18 protein-coding genes are annotated in these 18,857 nt (G+C 62.9%); 11 read left to right on the top strand and 7 right to left on the bottom strand.

The window, feature by feature from the left end:
* Positions 1 to 292 precede the first annotated feature (292 nt).
* Entirely contained in the window at positions 293 to 1,591 is a 1,299-nt protein-coding gene (locus M3I56_RS15540; RefSeq protein WP_254354737.1) for an L-fuconate dehydratase, read from the bottom strand.
* A gap of 86 nt (positions 1,592 to 1,677) precedes the next feature.
* Between M3I56_RS15540 and M3I56_RS15535 the strand changes: the two genes are divergently transcribed.
* The 4 genes from M3I56_RS15535 to M3I56_RS15520 all read left to right on the top strand — a co-directional run bounded on the left by M3I56_RS15535 (position 1,678) and on the right by M3I56_RS15520 (position 6,157).
* Positions 1,678 to 2,439: a GntR family transcriptional regulator gene (locus M3I56_RS15535; RefSeq protein ID WP_254354736.1), complete on the top strand. Its 762-nt coding sequence runs from the start codon at positions 1,678 to 1,680 to the stop codon at positions 2,437 to 2,439.
* A gap of 126 nt (positions 2,440 to 2,565) precedes the next feature.
* The gene (locus M3I56_RS15530; protein WP_254354735.1) at positions 2,566 to 4,077 is read left to right on the top strand and encodes a sugar ABC transporter ATP-binding protein; all 1,512 of its coding nucleotides are present in this window, start codon (positions 2,566 to 2,568) and stop codon (positions 4,075 to 4,077) included.
* A 19-nt stretch (positions 4,078 to 4,096) separates the two neighbouring features.
* Entirely contained in the window at positions 4,097 to 5,122 is a 1,026-nt protein-coding gene (locus M3I56_RS15525; RefSeq protein ID WP_254354734.1) for an ABC transporter permease, read from the top strand.
* Between the two features lie 93 nt (positions 5,123 to 5,215).
* Positions 5,216 to 6,157 (top strand): ABC transporter substrate-binding protein, encoded by a 942-nt coding sequence (locus M3I56_RS15520; protein ID WP_028203723.1) that lies wholly within the window; start codon positions 5,216 to 5,218, stop codon positions 6,155 to 6,157.
* A gap of 71 nt (positions 6,158 to 6,228) precedes the next feature.
* On the opposite strand, the gene M3I56_RS15515 is transcribed toward M3I56_RS15520, so the two are convergent.
* The 6 genes from M3I56_RS15515 to M3I56_RS15490 form a co-directional block, all read right to left on the bottom strand.
* A complete protein-coding gene (locus tag M3I56_RS15515; RefSeq protein WP_254354733.1) occupies positions 6,229 to 7,641 on the bottom strand; it encodes a cytosine permease in 1,413 nt (470 codons plus the stop codon).
* Positions 7,642 to 7,744: 103 nt separating this feature from the next.
* Positions 7,745 to 9,214 carry an aldehyde dehydrogenase gene (locus tag M3I56_RS15510; RefSeq protein WP_254354732.1) on the bottom strand — a complete coding sequence of 490 codons (1,470 nt, stop codon included), beginning with the start codon at positions 9,212 to 9,214 and terminating at the stop codon, positions 7,745 to 7,747.
* Positions 9,215 to 9,226: 12 nt separating this feature from the next.
* Positions 9,227 to 10,264 (bottom strand): LLM class flavin-dependent oxidoreductase, encoded by a 1,038-nt coding sequence (locus tag M3I56_RS15505; RefSeq protein ID WP_254354731.1) that lies wholly within the window; start codon positions 10,262 to 10,264, stop codon positions 9,227 to 9,229.
* Between the two features lie 11 nt (positions 10,265 to 10,275).
* On the bottom strand, positions 10,276 to 11,235 hold the full coding sequence (locus M3I56_RS15500; RefSeq protein ID WP_254354730.1) for a flavin reductase: 960 nt from the start codon (positions 11,233 to 11,235) through the stop codon (positions 10,276 to 10,278).
* Between the two features lies 1 nt (position 11,236).
* Entirely contained in the window at positions 11,237 to 12,055 is an 819-nt protein-coding gene (locus M3I56_RS15495; RefSeq protein ID WP_254354729.1) for an alpha/beta fold hydrolase, read from the bottom strand.
* Positions 12,024 to 12,626 (bottom strand): amino acid synthesis family protein, encoded by a 603-nt coding sequence (locus M3I56_RS15490; RefSeq protein ID WP_254354728.1) that lies wholly within the window; start codon positions 12,624 to 12,626, stop codon positions 12,024 to 12,026. Before M3I56_RS15490 ends, M3I56_RS15495 begins: the two co-directional genes overlap by 32 nt.
* Before the next feature lie 156 nt (positions 12,627 to 12,782).
* On the opposite strand from M3I56_RS15490, the gene M3I56_RS15485 reads away from it, so the two are divergent.
* From M3I56_RS15485 to M3I56_RS15455, 7 genes are all read left to right on the top strand, one after another.
* The gene (locus M3I56_RS15485) at positions 12,783 to 13,073 is read left to right on the top strand and encodes a DUF1330 domain-containing protein (RefSeq protein WP_254354727.1); all 291 of its coding nucleotides are present in this window, start codon (positions 12,783 to 12,785) and stop codon (positions 13,071 to 13,073) included.
* Between the two features lie 138 nt (positions 13,074 to 13,211).
* Entirely contained in the window at positions 13,212 to 13,898 is a 687-nt protein-coding gene (locus tag M3I56_RS15480) for a GntR family transcriptional regulator (RefSeq protein WP_254354726.1), read from the top strand.
* A gap of 245 nt (positions 13,899 to 14,143) precedes the next feature.
* Positions 14,144 to 15,034 carry an alpha/beta fold hydrolase gene (locus tag M3I56_RS15475; protein ID WP_254354725.1) on the top strand — a complete coding sequence of 297 codons (891 nt, stop codon included), beginning with the start codon at positions 14,144 to 14,146 and terminating at the stop codon, positions 15,032 to 15,034.
* Positions 15,027 to 15,995, top strand: coding sequence for a flavin reductase (locus M3I56_RS15470; RefSeq protein WP_254354724.1), 969 nt, complete (start codon positions 15,027 to 15,029; stop codon positions 15,993 to 15,995). Before M3I56_RS15475 ends, M3I56_RS15470 begins: the two co-directional genes overlap by 8 nt.
* Positions 15,996 to 16,089: 94 nt before the next feature.
* Complete coding sequence (locus M3I56_RS15465; protein ID WP_254354723.1) at positions 16,090 to 17,121, top strand: ABC transporter substrate-binding protein; 1,032 nt, start codon at positions 16,090 to 16,092, stop codon at positions 17,119 to 17,121.
* A gap of 40 nt (positions 17,122 to 17,161) precedes the next feature.
* A complete protein-coding gene (locus M3I56_RS15460; RefSeq protein ID WP_254354722.1) occupies positions 17,162 to 18,046 on the top strand; it encodes an ABC transporter permease in 885 nt (294 codons plus the stop codon).
* Between the two features lies 1 nt (position 18,047).
* The gene (locus M3I56_RS15455; protein WP_254354721.1) at positions 18,048 to 18,842 is read left to right on the top strand and encodes an ABC transporter permease; all 795 of its coding nucleotides are present in this window, start codon (positions 18,048 to 18,050) and stop codon (positions 18,840 to 18,842) included.
* The last annotated feature ends 15 nt before the right edge of the window (positions 18,843 to 18,857 follow it).

Here is an 18,857-nt window from a genome sequence, read left to right as displayed (position 1 = left end):
CGCGGCCATGCGCGGCAACGTCAGTGTGCGATTGCGGGTAAAGGCGGTGGGGGTGCGGCGCACGCGCTCGGCGAGCGCCGGATCGAACAGGAAATCGGAGAACTCAGCCAGAAGTCGGGAAGACGCCGGTATTTGAGTTCATATCGTTGATTTATCAGGAAGTTATGGTGTGAAGTTTACAGGTCCCACGGTTCGTTTACAAGCACTTCCGGGGCTTAAGTTGAGAGCATTGCCCCGCACAGGGGCAACCCAGGCAGACCGACACGAAAACAAGGAAAGGCCAAAGCGACCACTAACCCCGCCAAGCCTCCCCCTCAGGAAAATGATACTTATCGAGCGATTCCGCAATCATCTCAATGCTATAACCAGGCCGCTGAGGCGGCATATACCGCCCATTCCGAATCACAACAGGATCAACAAAATGCTCATGCAAATGATCGACATACTCGAGCACGCGATTCTCGAGCGAAGCCGAAACACACAAATAATCGAACAGCGAAATATGCTGCACATACTCGCAAAGCCCAACGCCACCCGCATGCGGACAAACTGGCACACCGAACTTCGCCGCCATCAGCAACACGACGATCACTTCGTTAAGCCCACCTAACCGACAGGCATCGACCTGACAAAAATCGATCGCCTCCGCCTGCAGCAACTGTTTGAACATCACACGATTGTGACAGTGCTCGCCCGTGGCCACCCCAATCGACCCCAAACGCCGGCGAATCTCCGCGTGGCCGAGAATATCGTCTGGGCTCGTCGGCTCCTCTATCCACCACGGATCGAACTCCGCGAGTCGCCGCATGTTCGCCACCGCTTCGTCCACGTCCCACACCTGGTTGGCGTCCATCATCAGCTTCAGGTTCTCGCCGATTTCCTCGCGCAGTATGCGTGCGCGCCGCACGTCTTCGTCGAGATTGCCGCCCACTTTCTGCTTGAAATGCGTCCAGCCCAGCGCGACGCCTTCCCGCGCAAGGCGCCGGATCTTGTCGTCGTCGTAGCCCAGCCAGCCAGCCGAGGTCGTATAGGCGGGATAGCCCTGCGCGAGCATTTCCGCTTCGCGCGCGCCCTTGGTCTTCGCGTGGCGGTGCAGGATGGCCAACGCTTCATACGGTGTGATCGCATCGGTCACGTAGCGAAAATCGAGGCAGCGCACGAGTTCTTCGGGGCTCATGTCCGCAAGCAGTTTCCATACGGGCTTGCCGACCGATTTGGCCCACAGGTCCCACACCGCATTGACGACCGCCGCCGTAGCCAGATGAATCGCGCCTTTGTCAGGGCCGATCCAGCGTAATTGGCTATCCGAAGTGAATGCGCGCCAGAAGGCGCCCATGTTCGCGGTAATGTCTTCGAGCCGCTTGCCGACGATGAGCGGCGCCAGCGCGTTGACCGCCGTCACGCAGATTTCATTGCCGCGCCCGATGGTGAACGTGAGCCCGTGCCCCGTGAATTTGTCTGGAGAATCGGTTTCGAGCGTGACGTAAGTCGCGGAGTAGTCCGGCGCGGCGTTCATGGCGTCGGAACCGTCGAGCGAACGCGATGTGGGAAAGCGGATATCGCGAACGGACAGCCTGCTGATCGTGGTCATTCGAACTCCCTCTGGAAGGGACGGCTTTCGGGTAGGGGAAAACCAGGCGTTTGCACGCGTTGACAACGCTGAATCTGCTACCTAGCATGCTAGCATGTCTTCTCAAAATCAAGCGCGCCGTGAACTCTTCATCCGAAGTGGCGAGTGTCGCCGGCAATCCTTATGTCGCACTGCAAAAGATTAGGGGCGGCGAGCGCGGCAGCCTGACCGATGCCGTCGAGCACGCGCTGAGAGAAGCGATCGTGACGCTCGCGCTGGAACCCGGAATGATGATCGACAAGATGGCGGTCTGCGAACGCATGGGCGTGTCGCGTTTTCCGGTTTCCGCCGCGCTGGCGAAGCTCGCGCATGCGGGGCTCGTCGAGGTTTTGCCGCAGCGCGGCACGCGCGTCAAACCGATCGCGCTCGACGATATCCGCCAGCATCTGTTCATTCGCAGCGCGCTCGAAGTCGAAACTGTGCGCGGTGTCGCGCGCATGAAGGACAGCGCCACGATCGACGCACTGGCGGCCAATCTCGACGAGCAGCGCAAGGTCGCGGGGAATGGCCAGCGTCTCGTGTTTCATGAGCTCGATCTGGCGTTTCATGAAATCCTGCTCGACGCGGTGAACCTGCCGCGTGTGAAAGAGATCGTCGCGGTGTCGCGCAACGCGCTGGATCGCGCGAGGCAATTGCTGGCAAGTCCCGAGCGTCTCGTGCACACGCTCGACGAGCACGAACGGATTTTCGAGGCCATTCGCGCCGGCCGTGCCGACGCAGCGGCAAAAGCGATGCACGACCATCTCGATCAGGTGATCGAGGAATTGCGCCGGTCCGCGAAAGAGCGGCCGGATCTCTTTGCACCTTGAGCGCTTTCGTCTTACGTCGAGCAACGCCCGTATTCCAACCACCTCCGTGCAGCGCTGCAAGCCACGCCGCGCACGCAATCAAGGGGCCCCGGTAATGTGTCTGGCTTTTCTTCGCGGATCAGCGCCATGACGCCGCTCATCACCGTCAACAAGCTGAGCAAGAGTTTCCCCGGCGTGAGAGCGCTTCACGAAGTGCAATTCGAGCTCATGGCAGGCGAGGTGCACGCGCTGATGGGAGAGAACGGCGCGGGCAAGTCGACCTTGATGAAGATTCTCGCGGGCGTGTATACGCGCGACTCGGGCGACATTCTCTACGATGGCCAACCCGTAGCGTTCGCGAGTCCGGGCGAGGCCCAAGCCGTGGGCGTCGGCATCATTCATCAGGAACTCCAGCTGATGAATCATCTGAGCGTCGCGCAGAACATGTTCATCGGCCGCGAACCGCGCGGGCGTCTCGGGCTCTTTCTCGACGAAGACAAACTCAATGCGCAGGCACGCGCGATTCTCGCCCGCATGCACGTGCAGCTCGACCCGCGCACCGTGGTCGGCTCGCTCACGGTCGCAAGCCAGCAGATGGTCGAGATCGCCAAGGCCCTGTCGTTCGATTCGCGCGTGCTCATCATGGACGAGCCGACTTCCGCGCTCAACGACGCGGAAATCGCCGAGCTTTTCCGCATCATTCGCCAGTTGAAAGAGCGGGGCGTGGGGATCATCTACATCTCGCACAAGATGGATGAGCTCCAGCAGATTGCCGATCGCGTCACCGTGCTGCGCGATGGCGAGTACGTCGCCACCGTCGCCGCCGCCGATACGAGCGTGCAGGCCATCATCGGCATGATGGTCGGCAGAACGCTCGCCGATGTCGCACCGTATCAGGGTCCGGCGCACCAGGGCGAAGTCGCGCTCGAAGTGAAGCATCTGAACGCGGGCCCGCTCGTGAGGGACGTGAGCTTCGCGTTGCGCAAAGGCGAAATACTGGGCTTTGCGGGACTCATGGGCGCGGGCCGCACCGAGGTCGCGCGCGCCGTGTTCGGCGCGGACCCGGTCGAATCCGGCGACATCTTCGTGAAAGGTGCGAAGGCCTCGATCAAGACGCCGAGCGACGCGGTCGCGCACAGCATCGGATATCTCTCCGAGGACCGCAAGCGCTTTGGTCTCGCGACCGGCATGGACGTCGAATCGAACATCGTGATGTCCAATCTCGGCAAATTCCTCTCGCTGAACCTGTTTCTGCGCCGCATGCAGATCCGCAAGACGGCGGCGCATTTCATCAGTCTGCTCGCCATCCGCACGCCTTCCGCCACGCAGCCGGTGCGTCTGCTTTCGGGCGGCAACCAGCAGAAGATCGTCGTTGCGAAATGGCTGGAGCGCGATTGCGATGTGCTTTTCTTCGACGAGCCCACGCGCGGCATCGACGTCGGCGCGAAAAGCGAGATCTACAAGCTGTTGCGCGCGCTGGCCGAGCAAGGCAAGGCGATCGTGATGATCTCGTCGGAACTTCCGGAAATCCTGCGTATGAGCGACCGGATCGTAGTGATGTGCGAAGGCCGTATCACTGGCGAACTCTCCGCCAGCGAGGCGACCCAGGAGCGCATCATGCATCTCGCGACCCAGCGCGAAACCCTGCAAGCGGCATGAGCCTCAAGAGGTCGAACCCATGACTATGCAATCGGATACTGCGGCGCTGGCCGACCAGAAACGGTCGTCCGGCCTGAAGGCGCGCATTTTCTCGCCCACTGCGCTGCAGAAAATGCTCGCGTTCGCCAGCCTGATCCTGCTGCTGATCTTTTTCAGCTTCGCGTCCCCTGCGTTCATGCAGATGGACAATATCCTCGGCATTCTGCAGGCGACCGCCGTGAACGGCGTGCTCGCCATTGCCAGTACGTTCGTCATCATCACGGGCGGCATCGATTTGTCGGTCGGCACCTTGATGACCTTTACGGCCGTGATTTGCGGCGTGTTTCTGACCTACTGGCATTTGCCGATGTGGATCGGGGTGCTCGCCGCCATCGGTACAGGGGCGGTGTGCGGAACCGTGTCGGGCACGCTCACGGCGAAGATGAAAATCCCGCCGTTCATCGCCACGCTCGGCATGATGCTGCTGCTCAAGGGGCTCTCGCTTGTCGTCTCGTCCGACAAGCCCATCTATTTCACCGACACCGAAAACTTCTACATGATTTCGCAGGACTCACTGATCGGCTATTTCCTGCCCAGCGTGCCCATTCCGAACGCCGTGCTGATTCTGTTCGTGCTCGCGATTGTGAGTTCGATCACGCTGAACCGCACCGCGCTCGGGCGCTATACGTTCGCGCTCGGCAGCAATGAGGAGGCCGTGCGCCTTTCCGGCGTGAATGTCGATCGCTGGAAGATTGCGATTTATGGCCTCGGCGGCGCGATTTGCGGCATTGCAGGGCTCTTGATCGCGTCGCGCCTTAACTCGGCGCAACCGGCGCTTGGTCAGGGCTACGAGCTGGAAGCCATCGCGGCCGTGGTGATCGGCGGCACGTCGCTGAGCGGCGGCTCGGGCACGATACTCGGCACCATCATCGGCGCGTTCATCATGAGCGTGCTGACCAACGGCCTGCGCATCATGTCGGTCGCGCAGGAATGGCAGATCGTGGTGACGGGTCTCATCATCATCCTCGCGGTTTACGCGGATATCTTGCGCCGCAAAAAGAGTTAAGTGGAGACGGAAGGAGCCCGGAAAGAACGGGGAGTAAAACAAGGCTCCCTAAACGGCTGGAGGTCTATGGCCCACCTTAGGAGGAGAAATGTCATGTTGAAAAGAAAACTGATCAGTGCCGTAATCGGAGTGGGCGCGCTCGTGGGTGCGTCCAGCGTGACGTATGCTGAGGAACCCTACATTCCGATCATTTCAAAAGGCTTCCAGCATCAGTTCTGGCAAGCCGTGAAATCCGGCGCGGAACAGTCGGCGAAGGCGAACAACGTCAGGATCACGTTCGAAGGCCCTGAAACCGAGGCCATGGTCGACAAGCAGATCGACATGCTTTCGGCGGCGCTTGCCAAGAAGCCACAGGCGCTCGGCATCGCCGCGCTCGACAGCAAGGCCGCCATTCCGCTGCTCAAACGCGCGCAGTCCAGCAAGATTCCTGTGATCGCGTTCGACTCGGGCGTCGACAGCGATATTCCGCTCACGACCTGCGCCACGGACAACCTCGCCGCCGCCGCGCTCGCCGCCGACAAGATGGCGGAGATGATCGGCAATTCCGGCGAAGTCGCCGTGATCGTGCATGACCAGACGAGCCGCACGGGTATCGACCGGCGCGACGGCTTCCTCAACGAGATGAAGACGAAGCACCCGGGCATCAAGATCGTTTCCGTGCAGTACGGCGCGGGCGACCACCTGAAGTCGGCGGAAATCGCCAAGGCCATGATTCAGGCGAACCCGAACCTCAAGGGCATTTTCGGCGCCAATGAAGGCTCGGCGGAAGGCGCGGCGATCGGCGTGAAGGAGTCGGGCAAGAAACTGGTGCTGATCGGCTTCGACTCGGGCAAGGAGCAAAAGGAGGCCATCATGTCCGGCCTGATGGCGGGCGCGATTACGCAGAACCCAGTCGGCATCGGCAAGTGCGTTGTCGATTCCGCGGCGAAGGCGTTGAAGGGCGAAACCCTGCCCAAGAAGATCGACACGGGCTTTTACTGGTACGACAAGACCAATATGAGCGACCCGAAGATCGCGGCGGTGCTTTACGACTGATGGGTGTGGGTCACGCTTAATGCGAAAGGGGAAGCGCTGCGGCGCTTCCCCTTTCGTTTCTGTGGCACGCTTCAGTCCGAAGCCGTAGCCCCTGCCGGCGACCGCCCGAGCGAACGCGAACCGTCCTTCGCAGCGAACACGTAGTAGGTCAGTGCAGTCGCGACGAGGCCGACCATCCACGAAACATCGGCACCGCCGACGATCGACGCCAGCGGGCCGTGGAAAAAGCTTTCTGCCATGAACGGCACCTGAACGGCGATACCGAAGAGGTAAATGGCGATGGCCTTGAAATTGAAGGACCCGTACACGCCGCCGTGGCTGCTCACGATTTCCGCGACGCGATAGCGCCGGTGGTTGATCAGATAGAAGTCGACCAGATTGATCGCTATCCAGGGCGCGAGCACGATGCGCATGGCGAAGATCGCCGTCAGGAAGATCGCGATGAAATTGCTTGAGGCCCACAACGCAGTGACGGTAGAGGCGACCAGCAGTACGCTCGAAAAGACGATGCGCACGGTGCGGCCCGGCACCCAGTCGGGACGGAAGGTCTGCGCGGCGGTAATGAAGGACAACACCCCGCCGTACAGATTCATGCCGTTGTGGCCAATGATGTTGACCAGAAAGAGGAAGATCAGCACATAGCCGAACATGCCCGTTTGCGTGCGGATGGCTTGCATGGCGTCGGTGGAATGACCGGTGCTGACCGCGAGCACGCCGAAGAGAAACGCAAAGATCGTGCCGAGTGAGGTGCCGAAATACGTAAACGCGAAGGTCTTCGCAAAGCCCGCTGAGGTTGGCAGGTAGCGCGAATAATCGGACGTGTAGGGCGCGAAGCTGATTTGCCAGACGGCGCAAAGCCCCAACATCGCGAACCAGTTCGAAACGTCGAAATGGCCCTGCTGCAAGATTTGCGTGTTGAGGCCGGGCGCCATCATGATCATGCCGATCAGCAGCGCGCCGCCCATGAACCACGCGCCCACCTTGTTGAAGCCGTGGATGAAGTGATAGCCGATCACGCCGACGAGCGTCGCGAGAATCGCGCCGAGCACGGTGCCCACCGGCACGGGCACCGCAGGCGCGGCGGTGTGGAGCGTCTTGCCCGCGAGAATGATGTTCGAGACGAAGAAGCCGAGATAGATCAGCGTGGTGAAACTGACCACGAGCAGCGAGCCATAGCGGCCGAATTGCGCGCGGCTTTGAATCATCTGCGGCACGCCGACGAGCGGGCCTTGCGCAGAGGTGAGGGCGTGGAAAATGGCGCCGAAGAATTGCCCGGCGACGATGGCGAGAATCGCGCTCATCACGTCGAGGTGAAAGACCAGGACCGAAGTCGCGCCGGATATCACGGCAAGCGGCGCGACATTCGTGCAGAACCACAACGTGAACAGATCGACTGGCTTGCCATGCCGATTCTCGGCAGCGACATACTCGATCGAGTTGCTTTCAATGGTCAGAACGCTGTTGTCGTTCGCCGGGTTTTTCATAGTGTCTCCATCGTTATTGCACAGGCCGAGCCGCGCCACGAAGGTGGCGCGGCATCGCCTTGAACGGCTTTGAAGCGGCTTTGAATCGGTACAGCGGAACGGATCAGCGCATCACGAACGGATCGCTGATCGGCTCGTCCGAAGTGCGTAGCCACACGGATTTCGTCGTCGTGTATTCGAGCGCGGCAGCCATGCCGCCCTCGCGGCCGTGCCCGGAGAGCCCGAACCCGCCGAACGGCACGAGCGGCGAAACCGCCCGATAGGTGTTGATCCAGACGATCCCCGAGCGCACGCGCCGCGAAACGCGATGCGCGCGGGTGAGGTTGGTGGTGAAGATACCCGCGGCGAGTCCGTAGGCGGTGCTATTCGCCTTCTCGATGGCTTCCTGTTCGGAAGAGAACGTATCCACCGAAAGCACTGGTCCGAAAAGCTCCGTCGTGATGCTGTCCGCGTTGCTCACGCCCGTGCAGTCCAGAATCGTGGGCGCGTAGTAGTAGCCGTCGCGCTCCAGCGCCTTGCCGCCAGCGACCACCTTGGCCCCCTGGCTCACGGAACTCGCGACGATCTTCTCGATGGTGCGCAGTTGTCTTTCGGTGCAGAGCGGCCCGTATTCCGTCGTCATCTCGTTGGGCGAGCCCACGCGAATGCGCGAGACGCGCTCGACGAGCAACTCGAGGAACCGGTCCTTGACGGATGCCTCGATCAAGAGACGCGAGCCCGCCACGCAGCTTTGGCCGCTTGCCGCGAAAATCGCTGCGACTTGCGCATTCACCGCGCTCTGGATATCGGTATCGGCGAACACGATGAACGGCGACTTGCCGCCCAGTTCCAGCGAGACCTTCGCGAGATTGTTCGAGGTGTTCCTGACGATATGCCGCGCGGTTTCAGGGCCGCCCGTGAAGGCCACCTTGTCGACCTTGGGATGGCTGCTGAGCACCGCGCCGCATTGCGGCCCGAAGCCGGTGATTACGTTGACGACGCCCGGCGGAAATCCTGCCTCGTGCACGAGCCTCGCGAATTCAAGCAGCGGGCCGGGCGCCTCTTCGGAAGCCTTCAGCACGACCGTGCAACCGGCGGCGAGCGCCGGCCCGACCTTCACGGCGGAAAGGAACAACTGGCTGTTCCATGGGACGATGGCCGCGACCACGCCGACGGGCTGCCGTTCGAGCCACACCTGCATGTCCGGCTTGTCGACGGGAACGTGGCTCCCTTCGATCTTGTCGGCGATCCCGGCGTAGTAGCGGTAGTACTCGGCCACATAAGCGATCTGGCTCGACGTCTCGCGAATGATCTTGCCGGTGTCGTTCGTTTCAATTTCAGCGAGTCGCGGCGCAGCCTTTTCGACGAGCCCGGCCAGCTTGTGCAGCAGCTTGCCGCGCGCCGAGGCGGTGAGGCCGGCCCACGCGGAATCGGTCAGCGCGCGGTTGGCCGCCTCGACGGCACGGTTGACCTGCTCCGTGCGCGCTTCGGGCATTTGCGCCCACACGTTGCCCGTGGCCGGGTTCACGCTGTCGAACGTCGCGGCGCCCGGTTCGAACTGGCCGTCGATATACAGCTGAAAATGAAAATCCATGGAATCCGCCCCTTACCTGAATGCAGGCATGACGTCGTTGATCATGCGCTCGAGCGACGCCTTCTTGCGCTCGAAGCTCATGCCGGTATCGATCCAGAACGAGTACTCGTCGAAGCCGAGTTTCTCGTAGGCCCGCAGGCGCCCGATCACTTCCTCGGGCGTGCCGATGACGTTGTTCCTGCGCATCGCCTCGGGCGTGTAGAACGGGTGAGCGGCCATCTCTTCCTTCGTGAGCGGCTTGATCATGCCGCGGCTCACAGGGCGCTCATTCTTGAACCACGCGCCGAAGTAGTTGTAGAACGTGTTCACCTCGTCGGCCGCGATCTGCGCGTCGTCTTCGCTGCTCGCCACATACGTGTGGCGCAGCAGCATGATCTGCGGGCGCGGCACGTTGCTGAACTTCTCGCACGCGGCGTTGAAGTGGCCGACGAGCTTCTCGACCTCTCCGTCGCCGAAATGCAACGGCGTGACCTGCACGTTGCAACCGTTGGACACGGCGAATTCGTGGCTGTTCGGGTCGCGCGCGGCCACCCAGATCGGCGGATGCGGGCGCTGCAGCGGCAGCGGCGACGACGTGGTCGAGGGGAATTTCCAGAATTCGCCTTCGTGCGCGTAATCGCCTTCCCACAGCTTTTTCACGGCCGGAATGAGTTCGCGCATGCGCTGGCCAGCGCCCCACGCGTCGAGCCCCGGCATCAGGCGTTCGTATTCGAACGAGTACGCGCCTCGCGCGATGCCCAGATCCAGACGGCCATTCGTGATGATGTCGGTCATCGCGGCTTCGCCGGCGAGCTTGATCGGATGCCAGAACGGTGCAATGACCGTGCCCGTGCCGAGCCTCACGTGCTTCGTCTTGTTGGCGAGGTCGACGAGGTTGAGGAACGGATTCGGCGCGATCGTGAAGTCCATGCCGTGGTGCTCGCCGGTCCAGACGGCGTGCATGCCGCCGCGATCGGCGATCTGGCACAGTTCGACCATTTCGTCATACAGCTGCTTTTGACTGGTCTGGTCGGAGACGCGCTCCATGTGAACGAAAAGCGAAAATCGCATGATGGAACCTTTCAGGAATGAAGCGGGCGGACTGTGCCGTTGCTATGGTCGCCGAAGTACATCCCGTAGCTCTTCAATTCGCTTTCCTTGCGGTAGCGCTGGAGCATGCTGGCGAGTGCGCCGTCCTGGAACGCTTGCGTTTGCACGTCTTCCAGGCTGACGAATTGGGCCGAAGCGTCGCCCGCGCCGGCGAGTTCGTCCGGTGCGCTACACAGGAACGAGATGTACTGGTAATGGGTTTCGGTATTGTTGTAGACCGAATAAATGAAGCTTGCCGATGCGTCGGGCTGGTACTTCGTGAAGATCTCGGCAAGCGCCTTGTCGGCGCCTTCCTTGCCGATCTCCTTCGAAGGCAGTCCCCATTTGCCGTCGGCGGTCTTCACGAGGAGCACCTTGTCCTCGCGCGCGATGATCGCGCTCACGATGACCTTCGGCCCCGCGATGACCTCCGCCGATACCTTGGCCGGCGTGAAATAACCGCCCCGGTAGTAGCCGAGGCCCGCGAATCCCGCGGAATGAAACGCCCCGACCCGGCCGACGATGAGCGCGTGGTCGCCCGCGTCGATCACGGCGTGCGTCGTGCAGTCGAACCAGGCGCTCACATCGCTGATGAGCGGGTTGCGGTTGGCGCTCAATTGCCAGTTCACGTTGGCGAAGCGATCGTCGCTTGGCCGCGCGAACGTGTTGGACAACTCTTTTTGGCCTTCCGCGAGGATGTTGATGGCGAAGTGGCCCGCGGTGGAAAACGTCTGGTAATTGCTCGACGTCTTCGCAATGCTCACCAGCAGCAGAGCGGGGTCGAGCGAAACGGACGAAAACGAATTGGCGGTGAAGCCGAGCGGCTTGCCGTCGTCCGTTGCGGTCGTCACGATCGTCACGCCCGTCATGAACGCGCCGAACGCGTCGCGCAGCTCGCGCGTGTTGATCTTCGCGGCTTCCGGGTTAACTACCTGGCTCGTGTCTTGGCTCATTTCACACTTCCACTTCGTGGTTTTCGGCCTGCGGCTCCGTTTGCAACCAGGCCCGCAGCGCGCGATTGACTTCGTCAGGCGCGGTGAGGTTCACCATGTGGCGCTCGTTTTCGATCACCACGGCCGTGCCGTTGTGCGCGGCTTGCGCCATCTGCCTTGCCATCTCCGGCGTCGAGTTCGGATCGTCGGAGCCAGTCAGCACGAGGGCAGGGCAGCGAATCGTGTGCCAGCCGTCGGCATACACTTCGTCGCCACCCGCAAACGCCGTATAGGCCGTGGCATAGCCCGCAAGGTTCACCGACTTCAGCCACGACTCGACCTTTTGCGCCGCGACTTGCTGCGCTTCCCCGGCGTTGAACCAGCGCCGCAGCGGCGTATCCACGTCGATGGTGCCCGAGCGCAGCTCGGCGGCACGCTGCAGCACCGCTTCGCGCGCCTGCCCGGTGCGCCGGTACACACCGTTCAGGACTGCCACACGCTTGACCCGATCGGGACGCGTGACCGCGACGCCGGCCGCGATCAGCGAACCCATCGAGTGTCCCGCCAGATTGACGGGACCCACGTCCAGCGCTTCGATGAAACGCGTCGCCCACTCAACGAACTGCGGCAAACCGGCGCCCGCCTCGAGCGCATCGCTTCGACCGTGGCCCGGCATGTCGACCGAGATCACACGAAATTCGGCCGAGAGGTCTTCGATCTGCGGATACCACGCGCTCGCCTGCATGCCCACGCCGTGAATCAGGACGAGCGGTTCGCCCGCGCCTTGCTCCAGATAGTGCGCGACGCGCTTATTTGACAGCTGCAGGGTTCTTGACGTCATTTCCGAGCTCTGCGAGGTCCTGGTAGCGATCGCCAATGCGGTGATGCGGACGGCCACCCGTTGCGGCGCCAATGGCGATGACGAGTTCGTCGGCAGCCGGCGCATCGGCAATCGAGAACTGGAGCGTGAGGTAGTGCGAGCGGCGGCCTTCGTCGTTCTTGTCCATCATCGGGATGAGCAGCGGCGCATTGGCCGGGCCGCGCGTGTTGTTGAACGCGAGATACGACTTCGCGCCCACAGCCGAGCGATAGGTATTGCCAAAGTGCAGCGTGTGGATGAGGGCGGACGCATGCTCCAGTTCGCCCGAAAGACCCACGATGGCGCTCTTGCCGAATGCTTCGACGGCTTCGCCCGAACCGGCCTCGTCGATGATGAGCTTCGTGAGGTGCTCGCTCAGTTGCGGCGCGAGTGCGCGAATCTCGGGCGAGAGATCTTCCACATAACCGCGGCCCGCCCACGGATTCTTGATCACCGCGACCGCGCCGATCATCTTCAGCGGTTTCGCAGCGGCCTTGTCGCCGTCTACGAAGACGTTCTCGACATGGAGGATGGATTTGCGAATCAGGCTCATGGCAACTTCCTTCGTACGTTGATTGTGTGAAGCATTTTGGTATACCATGTTACGGCATGCCATGAGTGTTAACCCGATGGCACGCTGCGAGCCCCGTCTGCCAAGGGATTGCCGCTTTTTCTAGATGAATCCGACGATGAAAAACGAGGAGGAGAGATGACTGCATACTGGATCGCCCATGTCACCGTGCTGGATCCCGTGAAATACAAGGACTACACGGACATCGCACCGCTGGCGTTCAAGAAGTTCGGGGCCGTCTTTCTCGCGCGTGGCGGCGCAGCGCAGGTGCTGGAAGGCGAGTCGTTCGCGCGACACGTCGTGATCCAGTTCGCCGACATGCAAACGGCGCTCGACTGCTACCGCTCGCCGGAATATCAGGCCGCCAAGGCGAAGCGCGATGGGCATTGCGTGGCGCAGATCACGATCGTCGAGGGGCTGGACGGCTGACCAGGCCGTTGCGGCTGGTCGTAAAGGCGGGGGCGAAAGCGCAGGCAGACGGAAAGCTGGACGTCAGTTGCGTCATAATATGGCATTCCACGTCCGCGCTCTTACGCGCGGACTTTCGTCCATTTCCTGTTGCCGCCTATGCAAGACCTCAAAATCGACCGCAATGCCAAGACCCTGCGTGAACTCACGCTCGACAAACTGCGCGGCGCGATAGTCCAGGGGTATTTCCGGCCAGGTACGCGGCTCGTCGAACGCACGCTGTGCGACGAGCTTGGCGTGAGCCGCACGGTGGTGCGCGAGGTGCTGCGGCATCTCGAGACCGAAGGGCTGGTCGAGATCGTCGCGCGCCAGGGGCCGATCGTGGCGCGGCTCGATCCCGCGCAAGTGGGCGAGATCTACGAGTTGCGCGGGCTGCTCGAAGCCAACGCCGCCCGGGCCTGCGCCGAGAACGCCACGCCCGAAGTCGTGCAGCAGCTGCGCGCGGTCCGCGCGATCATCGAGGACGCGTTCGAAAAGCGCGATCTGCCGCGCGTGGTGGAGCACACCGAGCGCTTCTATGAAACGCTGTTCGAAGCCGCCAACAAGCAGGTGTCGCTCACGGTCGTCAAGACGCTCAACGCGCGCATCAACCGCTTGCGCGCCTTGACCATCGCGATGCCGGGGCGCGGCGGCGACTCCAACCGCGAGATGAACCTGCTGCTCGACGCCATCGAGCGGCGCGACGGCGAAGCGGCCTCCGCGGCGTCGTTCGCGCATATCAAGCGGGTCTCCGAACTGGCGCTGTCGGCGCTCGCCCAGCAGAACGAGGGTCTCGGCGACGCCTGACGCCGTAGCTAGCTCGCCATCTAAAAAGGCCGCCGGCACACGCCGGCGGCCTTTTCTTTTGTCTGCTCATTCAGGTCGATCGGGCGCCGCCTAAACCATGCCAGCGCGCCGACGAGTGATCTCATGGTATTCCATAATACGCAATGCATTGTTGTGGGCCATAAGATGGCATACCATAATCTCATCGAACACGATCTCCGGCGACTTTCCGCATCGCCCGAATCGTCGGATGGAGCCTGAATTCCATGAAGTCTGATTTCGCCCCAGAACATGCCGTCTCGCGCGCTCAGCGCGGTCAAACCGCGGGTACGTGCTACAGCGTGTACACGCCGCAATCGAGCGCCGCGTGCGAAACCGTGGTGCTGATCCATGGCGTTGGCATGAATCAGAGCGTGTGGGCGCCGCAGATCGATGCGTTATCCGAATCGTTTCGCGTCGTCGCCTACGACATGCTGGGTCACGGCGAGAGCGCGCTGCCGAGCGCCCAGCCCACGCTCGACGAATACGCGGCGCAGCTCGAGTCGCTGCTCGACGCCATCCAGGTCGAGCGCGCACATGTGGTGGGGCATTCGATGGGCGCGCTCGTCGCGCTCGAATTCGCGCTGCTCAATGCGCCGCGCACGTTGAGCGTGGTCGCGCTGAACGCGGTGTACGACCGCACGCCGGCGCAGCGCGAAGCGGTGATGACGCGCGCAGCCAGTCTCGGCGACGCGCCTGCCGCGAGCGGCGTGGACGCGACGCTTTCGCGCTGGTTCGGCGACCCGATTCCGGGGCATCTGACCCAGGCGGCGCAGGCGGTGCGTGCGCTGCTGCTTGCCGTCGATCCCGTGGGCTACGCGCGCACCTACCGTCTTTTCGCATCTTCCGACGCCGCGCACGTGGGGCGTCTCGCGAATCTGGAGGTGCCCGCGCTCTTCCTCACTGGCGAGTGCGATCCGAATTCGAGCGGGCAGATGTCGCACGCGATGGCGGCTGTCGCGCCCCGCGCCCGCGCGGAAGTCATTGCGAACGCGCGCCACATGATGAACGTCACCGACCCGGAACGCGTCAACGCAAGCCTGCTCGCGTTCCTGGCCGTTGCGTCGGCAACGCATGCGGCCAATACCGCCGCAAACACAGGAGAACGCCATGGCTGAGCTGATGACTGCCCACCCCGCGCAACCGGCTTTCGATGTCGCCGAATTTCGCCGCGCACTGGGCGCGTTCGTCACGGGCGTGACCGTCGTCACGACGATCCAGCCCGACGGGTCGCCGCGCGGCTTCACGGCCAACTCGTTCACCTCGGTGTCGCTCGACCCGCCGCTCATTCTGGTGTGCATCGCGAAGACGGCGTCGAGCTATGCGGTGTTCTCGCAAACGCGCCGCTTTGCCGTGAGCGTGCTCGCCGAAGACCAGCAGCCGGTTTCGGGCGTGTTCGCTTCGAAGGCCGCGGACAAGTTTGCGCAAGTGCCCTGGAGCACGCGCAAAACCGGTGCGCCCGTGATGGACGGCGCGGCGGCGAGCTTCGACTGCACGACGCACGAAGTCGTGGACGCGGGCGACCACATCATCCTGATCGGCCGCGTAGTGGACTTCGTGCAAACCAGTTCGACGCCGCTTGGCTACTGCCGCGGCGCGTACGTGAACTTCAGCCTCTCGCAGGACGCGCTGGCCGCAGCCGGTGTGCGCGCGAAAGTGGGCGCGATTCTCGAGCACCGCGACGGCCTCGTGCTCATCGACACGCCCGATGGCGTGGCGTTGCCAACGGGCGTCAAGCTCGAACCGGCAAGCGACGCGGCGAGCCTGCGCGGCGTGCTCGCGAAACTCGGCCTGCGCGCGCATCTCGACTTTCTGTTCGCCGTGTTCGAAGACGGCAGCGGCAAAGGGCCGGGCGAGCATATCTATTACCGCGGCCGCGTGATTCACAACGGCTCGCCCTGGCTCGACAGCAGCATCCGCATCGTGCCGCTCTCGCAGATCCCCTGGGACGAATTGAGCGACGACGCCGTGCGCTCGATGCTCGAACGCTATGTGCGCGAGCGCAAGCAGGACGCCTTCGGCATTTACGTGGGCGACAGCGAAGCCGGCACCGTGCAGCCGCTCGCCCTCGCGCAGTGACAGCACGACACAGAAGACAACCATGAAGAAGCCGGCGCGTCTTCCCGCAGCCGGCCTGACGAAGCGACAACCCACCGTATCCCCGGAGACAGCCATGAGCAGCAGAAGCACCTCGTTTATCGCGCCGATGTTCGTTGCGTGCGCAGCGACACTCGCAGCAGCACCCGCACTGGCCGCGGACCCCATCGTCTTCACGAGCTGGGGCGGCACCACGCAATCGTCGCAACAGAAGGACTGGGCGCAACCGTTCACGCAGGCGAGCGGCATCACCGTGCTGATGGACGGCCCGACCGACTACGGCAAGCTCAAGGCGATGGTCGACAGCGGCAACGTGAGCTGGGACGTCGTGGACGTGGAGGGCGACTTCGCCTATGCCGCGCAGAAGGCCGGGCTGATCGAGCCGATCGACTATTCGGTGGTGAAGAAGGACGAGCTGGACCCGCGCTTCGCGTCGCCGGGCGCAGTGGGCAGCTTCTACTACTCGTTCGTGCTCGGCTACAACAAGGCGAAGTACACGGGCGCGCAGCCGCAAACGTGGGCGGATCTCTTCGACACCAAACGCTTCCCCGGCAAGCGCACGTTCTACAAGTGGTCGGCGCCGGGCGTGCTCGAAATCGCGCTGCTCGCCGACGGCGTGCCGCCGAACAAGCTCTATCCGCTCGACCTCGACCGCGCGTTCAAGAAGCTCGACACGATCAAGAGCGACATCGTGTGGTGGAGCGGCGGCGCGCAGTCGCAGCAGCTGCTCGCTTCGGGTGAGGCGCCGATCGGCATGTTCTGGAACGGCCGCCTGCACGCGCTCGCGCAAACCGGCGTGCCCGTCGGCATTTCGTGGAATGAGAACCTCACCGCCGCCGACATGCTCGTGATCCCGAAGGGCGCGAAGCACCGCGACGCGGCGATGAAGTATCTCGCCGCAGCGACGAGCCCGCAGGCCCAGGCCAAATTCGCGGCCGATACGGGTTACGCGCCGATCAACGTGAAGTCGGCCGCGCTGATGTCGCCGGCCATGGCGAAGACGCTGCCCGATCAATACAAGGCATCGCAGATCAATCTCGACATGAAGTACTGGGCCGAGAACCGCGATGCGATTGCGAAGCGCTGGTACGCGTGGCAATCGAAGTAAGCCAGACCCGACGTCGCTGACCGGTTCAAAAGGAAACATCATGCCCAACGTATTGAGTACCGTCGCACACCCAGCCGCGGCGGCCACGCGCAAACGGCGCGACTGGCGCAGCATGCGGCTGCTGGCGCCCGCCATGCTGCTGCTCGTGATCTTCTTCCTGCTGCCGGTACTCTCGCTGCTGCTGCGCAGCGTGCTGGAGCCGACACCTGGCCTGCACAACTACCAGCAGCTGCTCGGCTCGACCACGTATTTGCGCGTGTTCGGCAATACGTTTCTCGTGGCGACGGTCGTGACGCTCGTCACGCTGCTCGTGGGCTTTCCGATGGCGTGGCTGCTCGCCATCGCGCCGCGCAAGGTCAGCGCCGTGTTCTTCGCGATCCTGCTGCTGTCGATGTGGACCAACCTGCTCGCACGAACCTTCGCGTGGATGGTGTTGCTGCAGGAAACGGGACCGATCAACCGCATGTTGATGGCGATCGGCGCGATCCATGAGCCGCTCTCGCTCGTCAACAACCTCACTGGCGTGACGATCGGCATGACTTACATCATGTTGCCGTTTCTCGTGATGCCGCTGCACGCCACGCTGCGCAGCATCGACCCTTCGACGCTGCGCGCCGCCGCCGTGTGTGGTGCGAGCCGCTGGCAGGCCTTCTGGCGCATTCTCGTGCCGCTCGCCATGCCGGGCGTCGCCTCGGGCGCGCTCATGGTGTTCGTGATGGCGCTGGGCTACTTCGTCACGCCCGCGCTGCTGGGCGGCCCCTCGTACATGATGCTCGCGGAACTGATTGCGCAGCTCGTGCAGGAACTCTTGAACTGGGGCCTCGCCGGCGCCGCCGCCTTCGTGCTGCTCGCCGTGACGCTCTCGCTCTACGCGCTGCAACTGCGCTTCACGCGCCATGCACGCGCAAGTCTCGGAGGGCGCTGACATGTTGCTCGATTTCGATCGTCTGGGCGCGCTGCGCTGGATGTTGCTGGCCGTGGGCGGCGCCGTCGCGCTCTTTCTCCTGCTGCCGATTTTCTTTATCGTCGCGCTCTCGTTCGGCGACTCGCAGTGGCTCATTTTTCCGCCGCCGGGCTGGACGCTCGAGTGGTACCGGCAGCTCTTCACCGATCCGGGCTGGATCGACTCGCTGCTCACGAGCGCGAAGCTCGCCGTGATCGTCACGGTGCTGTCCGTCTCAATCGGCTTTCTCGCTTCGCTTGCGCTCGTACGCGGCAAGTTTCGCGGGCGCAGCGCGGTGCAGGCCTTCTTCATCACGCCGATGGTGCTGCCGGTCGTGGTGCTCGCCGTCGCGCTCTATGCGTTCGTTCTGCGCATCGGCATGAACGGCACGATGTCGGGCTTCGTGATCGGCCACCTGATCATCGCCTTGCCGTTCTCGATCATCTCGATCAGCAATTCGCTCGTGAGCTTCGACACGTCGCTGGAAGACGCGGCGCTCATTTGCGGCGCCTCGCCGTTCATGGTGAAGCTGAAGGTGACGTTGCCGGCCATCCGGCTCGGTCTCTACGCCGCGGCGATCTTTTCGTTCCTCGCTTCGTGGGACGAGGTGGTCGTGTCCATCTTCATGTCGAGCCCGACGCTGCAGACGCTGCCCGTGCGGATCTGGTCCACGCTGCGCCAGGACCTCACGCCTGTCGTTGCAGCGGCGTCTTCGCTGCTTGTCGCGTTGACAACGTTATTGATGCTGGCGGGCGCCGTAGTGCGCCGCGGCCGCTAATCGAGGTAAACAAGC

Source organism: Paraburkholderia sp. CNPSo 3281 (assembly GCF_024206515.1).
GTDB lineage: Bacteria > Pseudomonadota > Gammaproteobacteria > Burkholderiales > Burkholderiaceae > Paraburkholderia > Paraburkholderia nodosa.
This window is presented reverse-complemented; position numbering and strand designations above follow the sequence as displayed.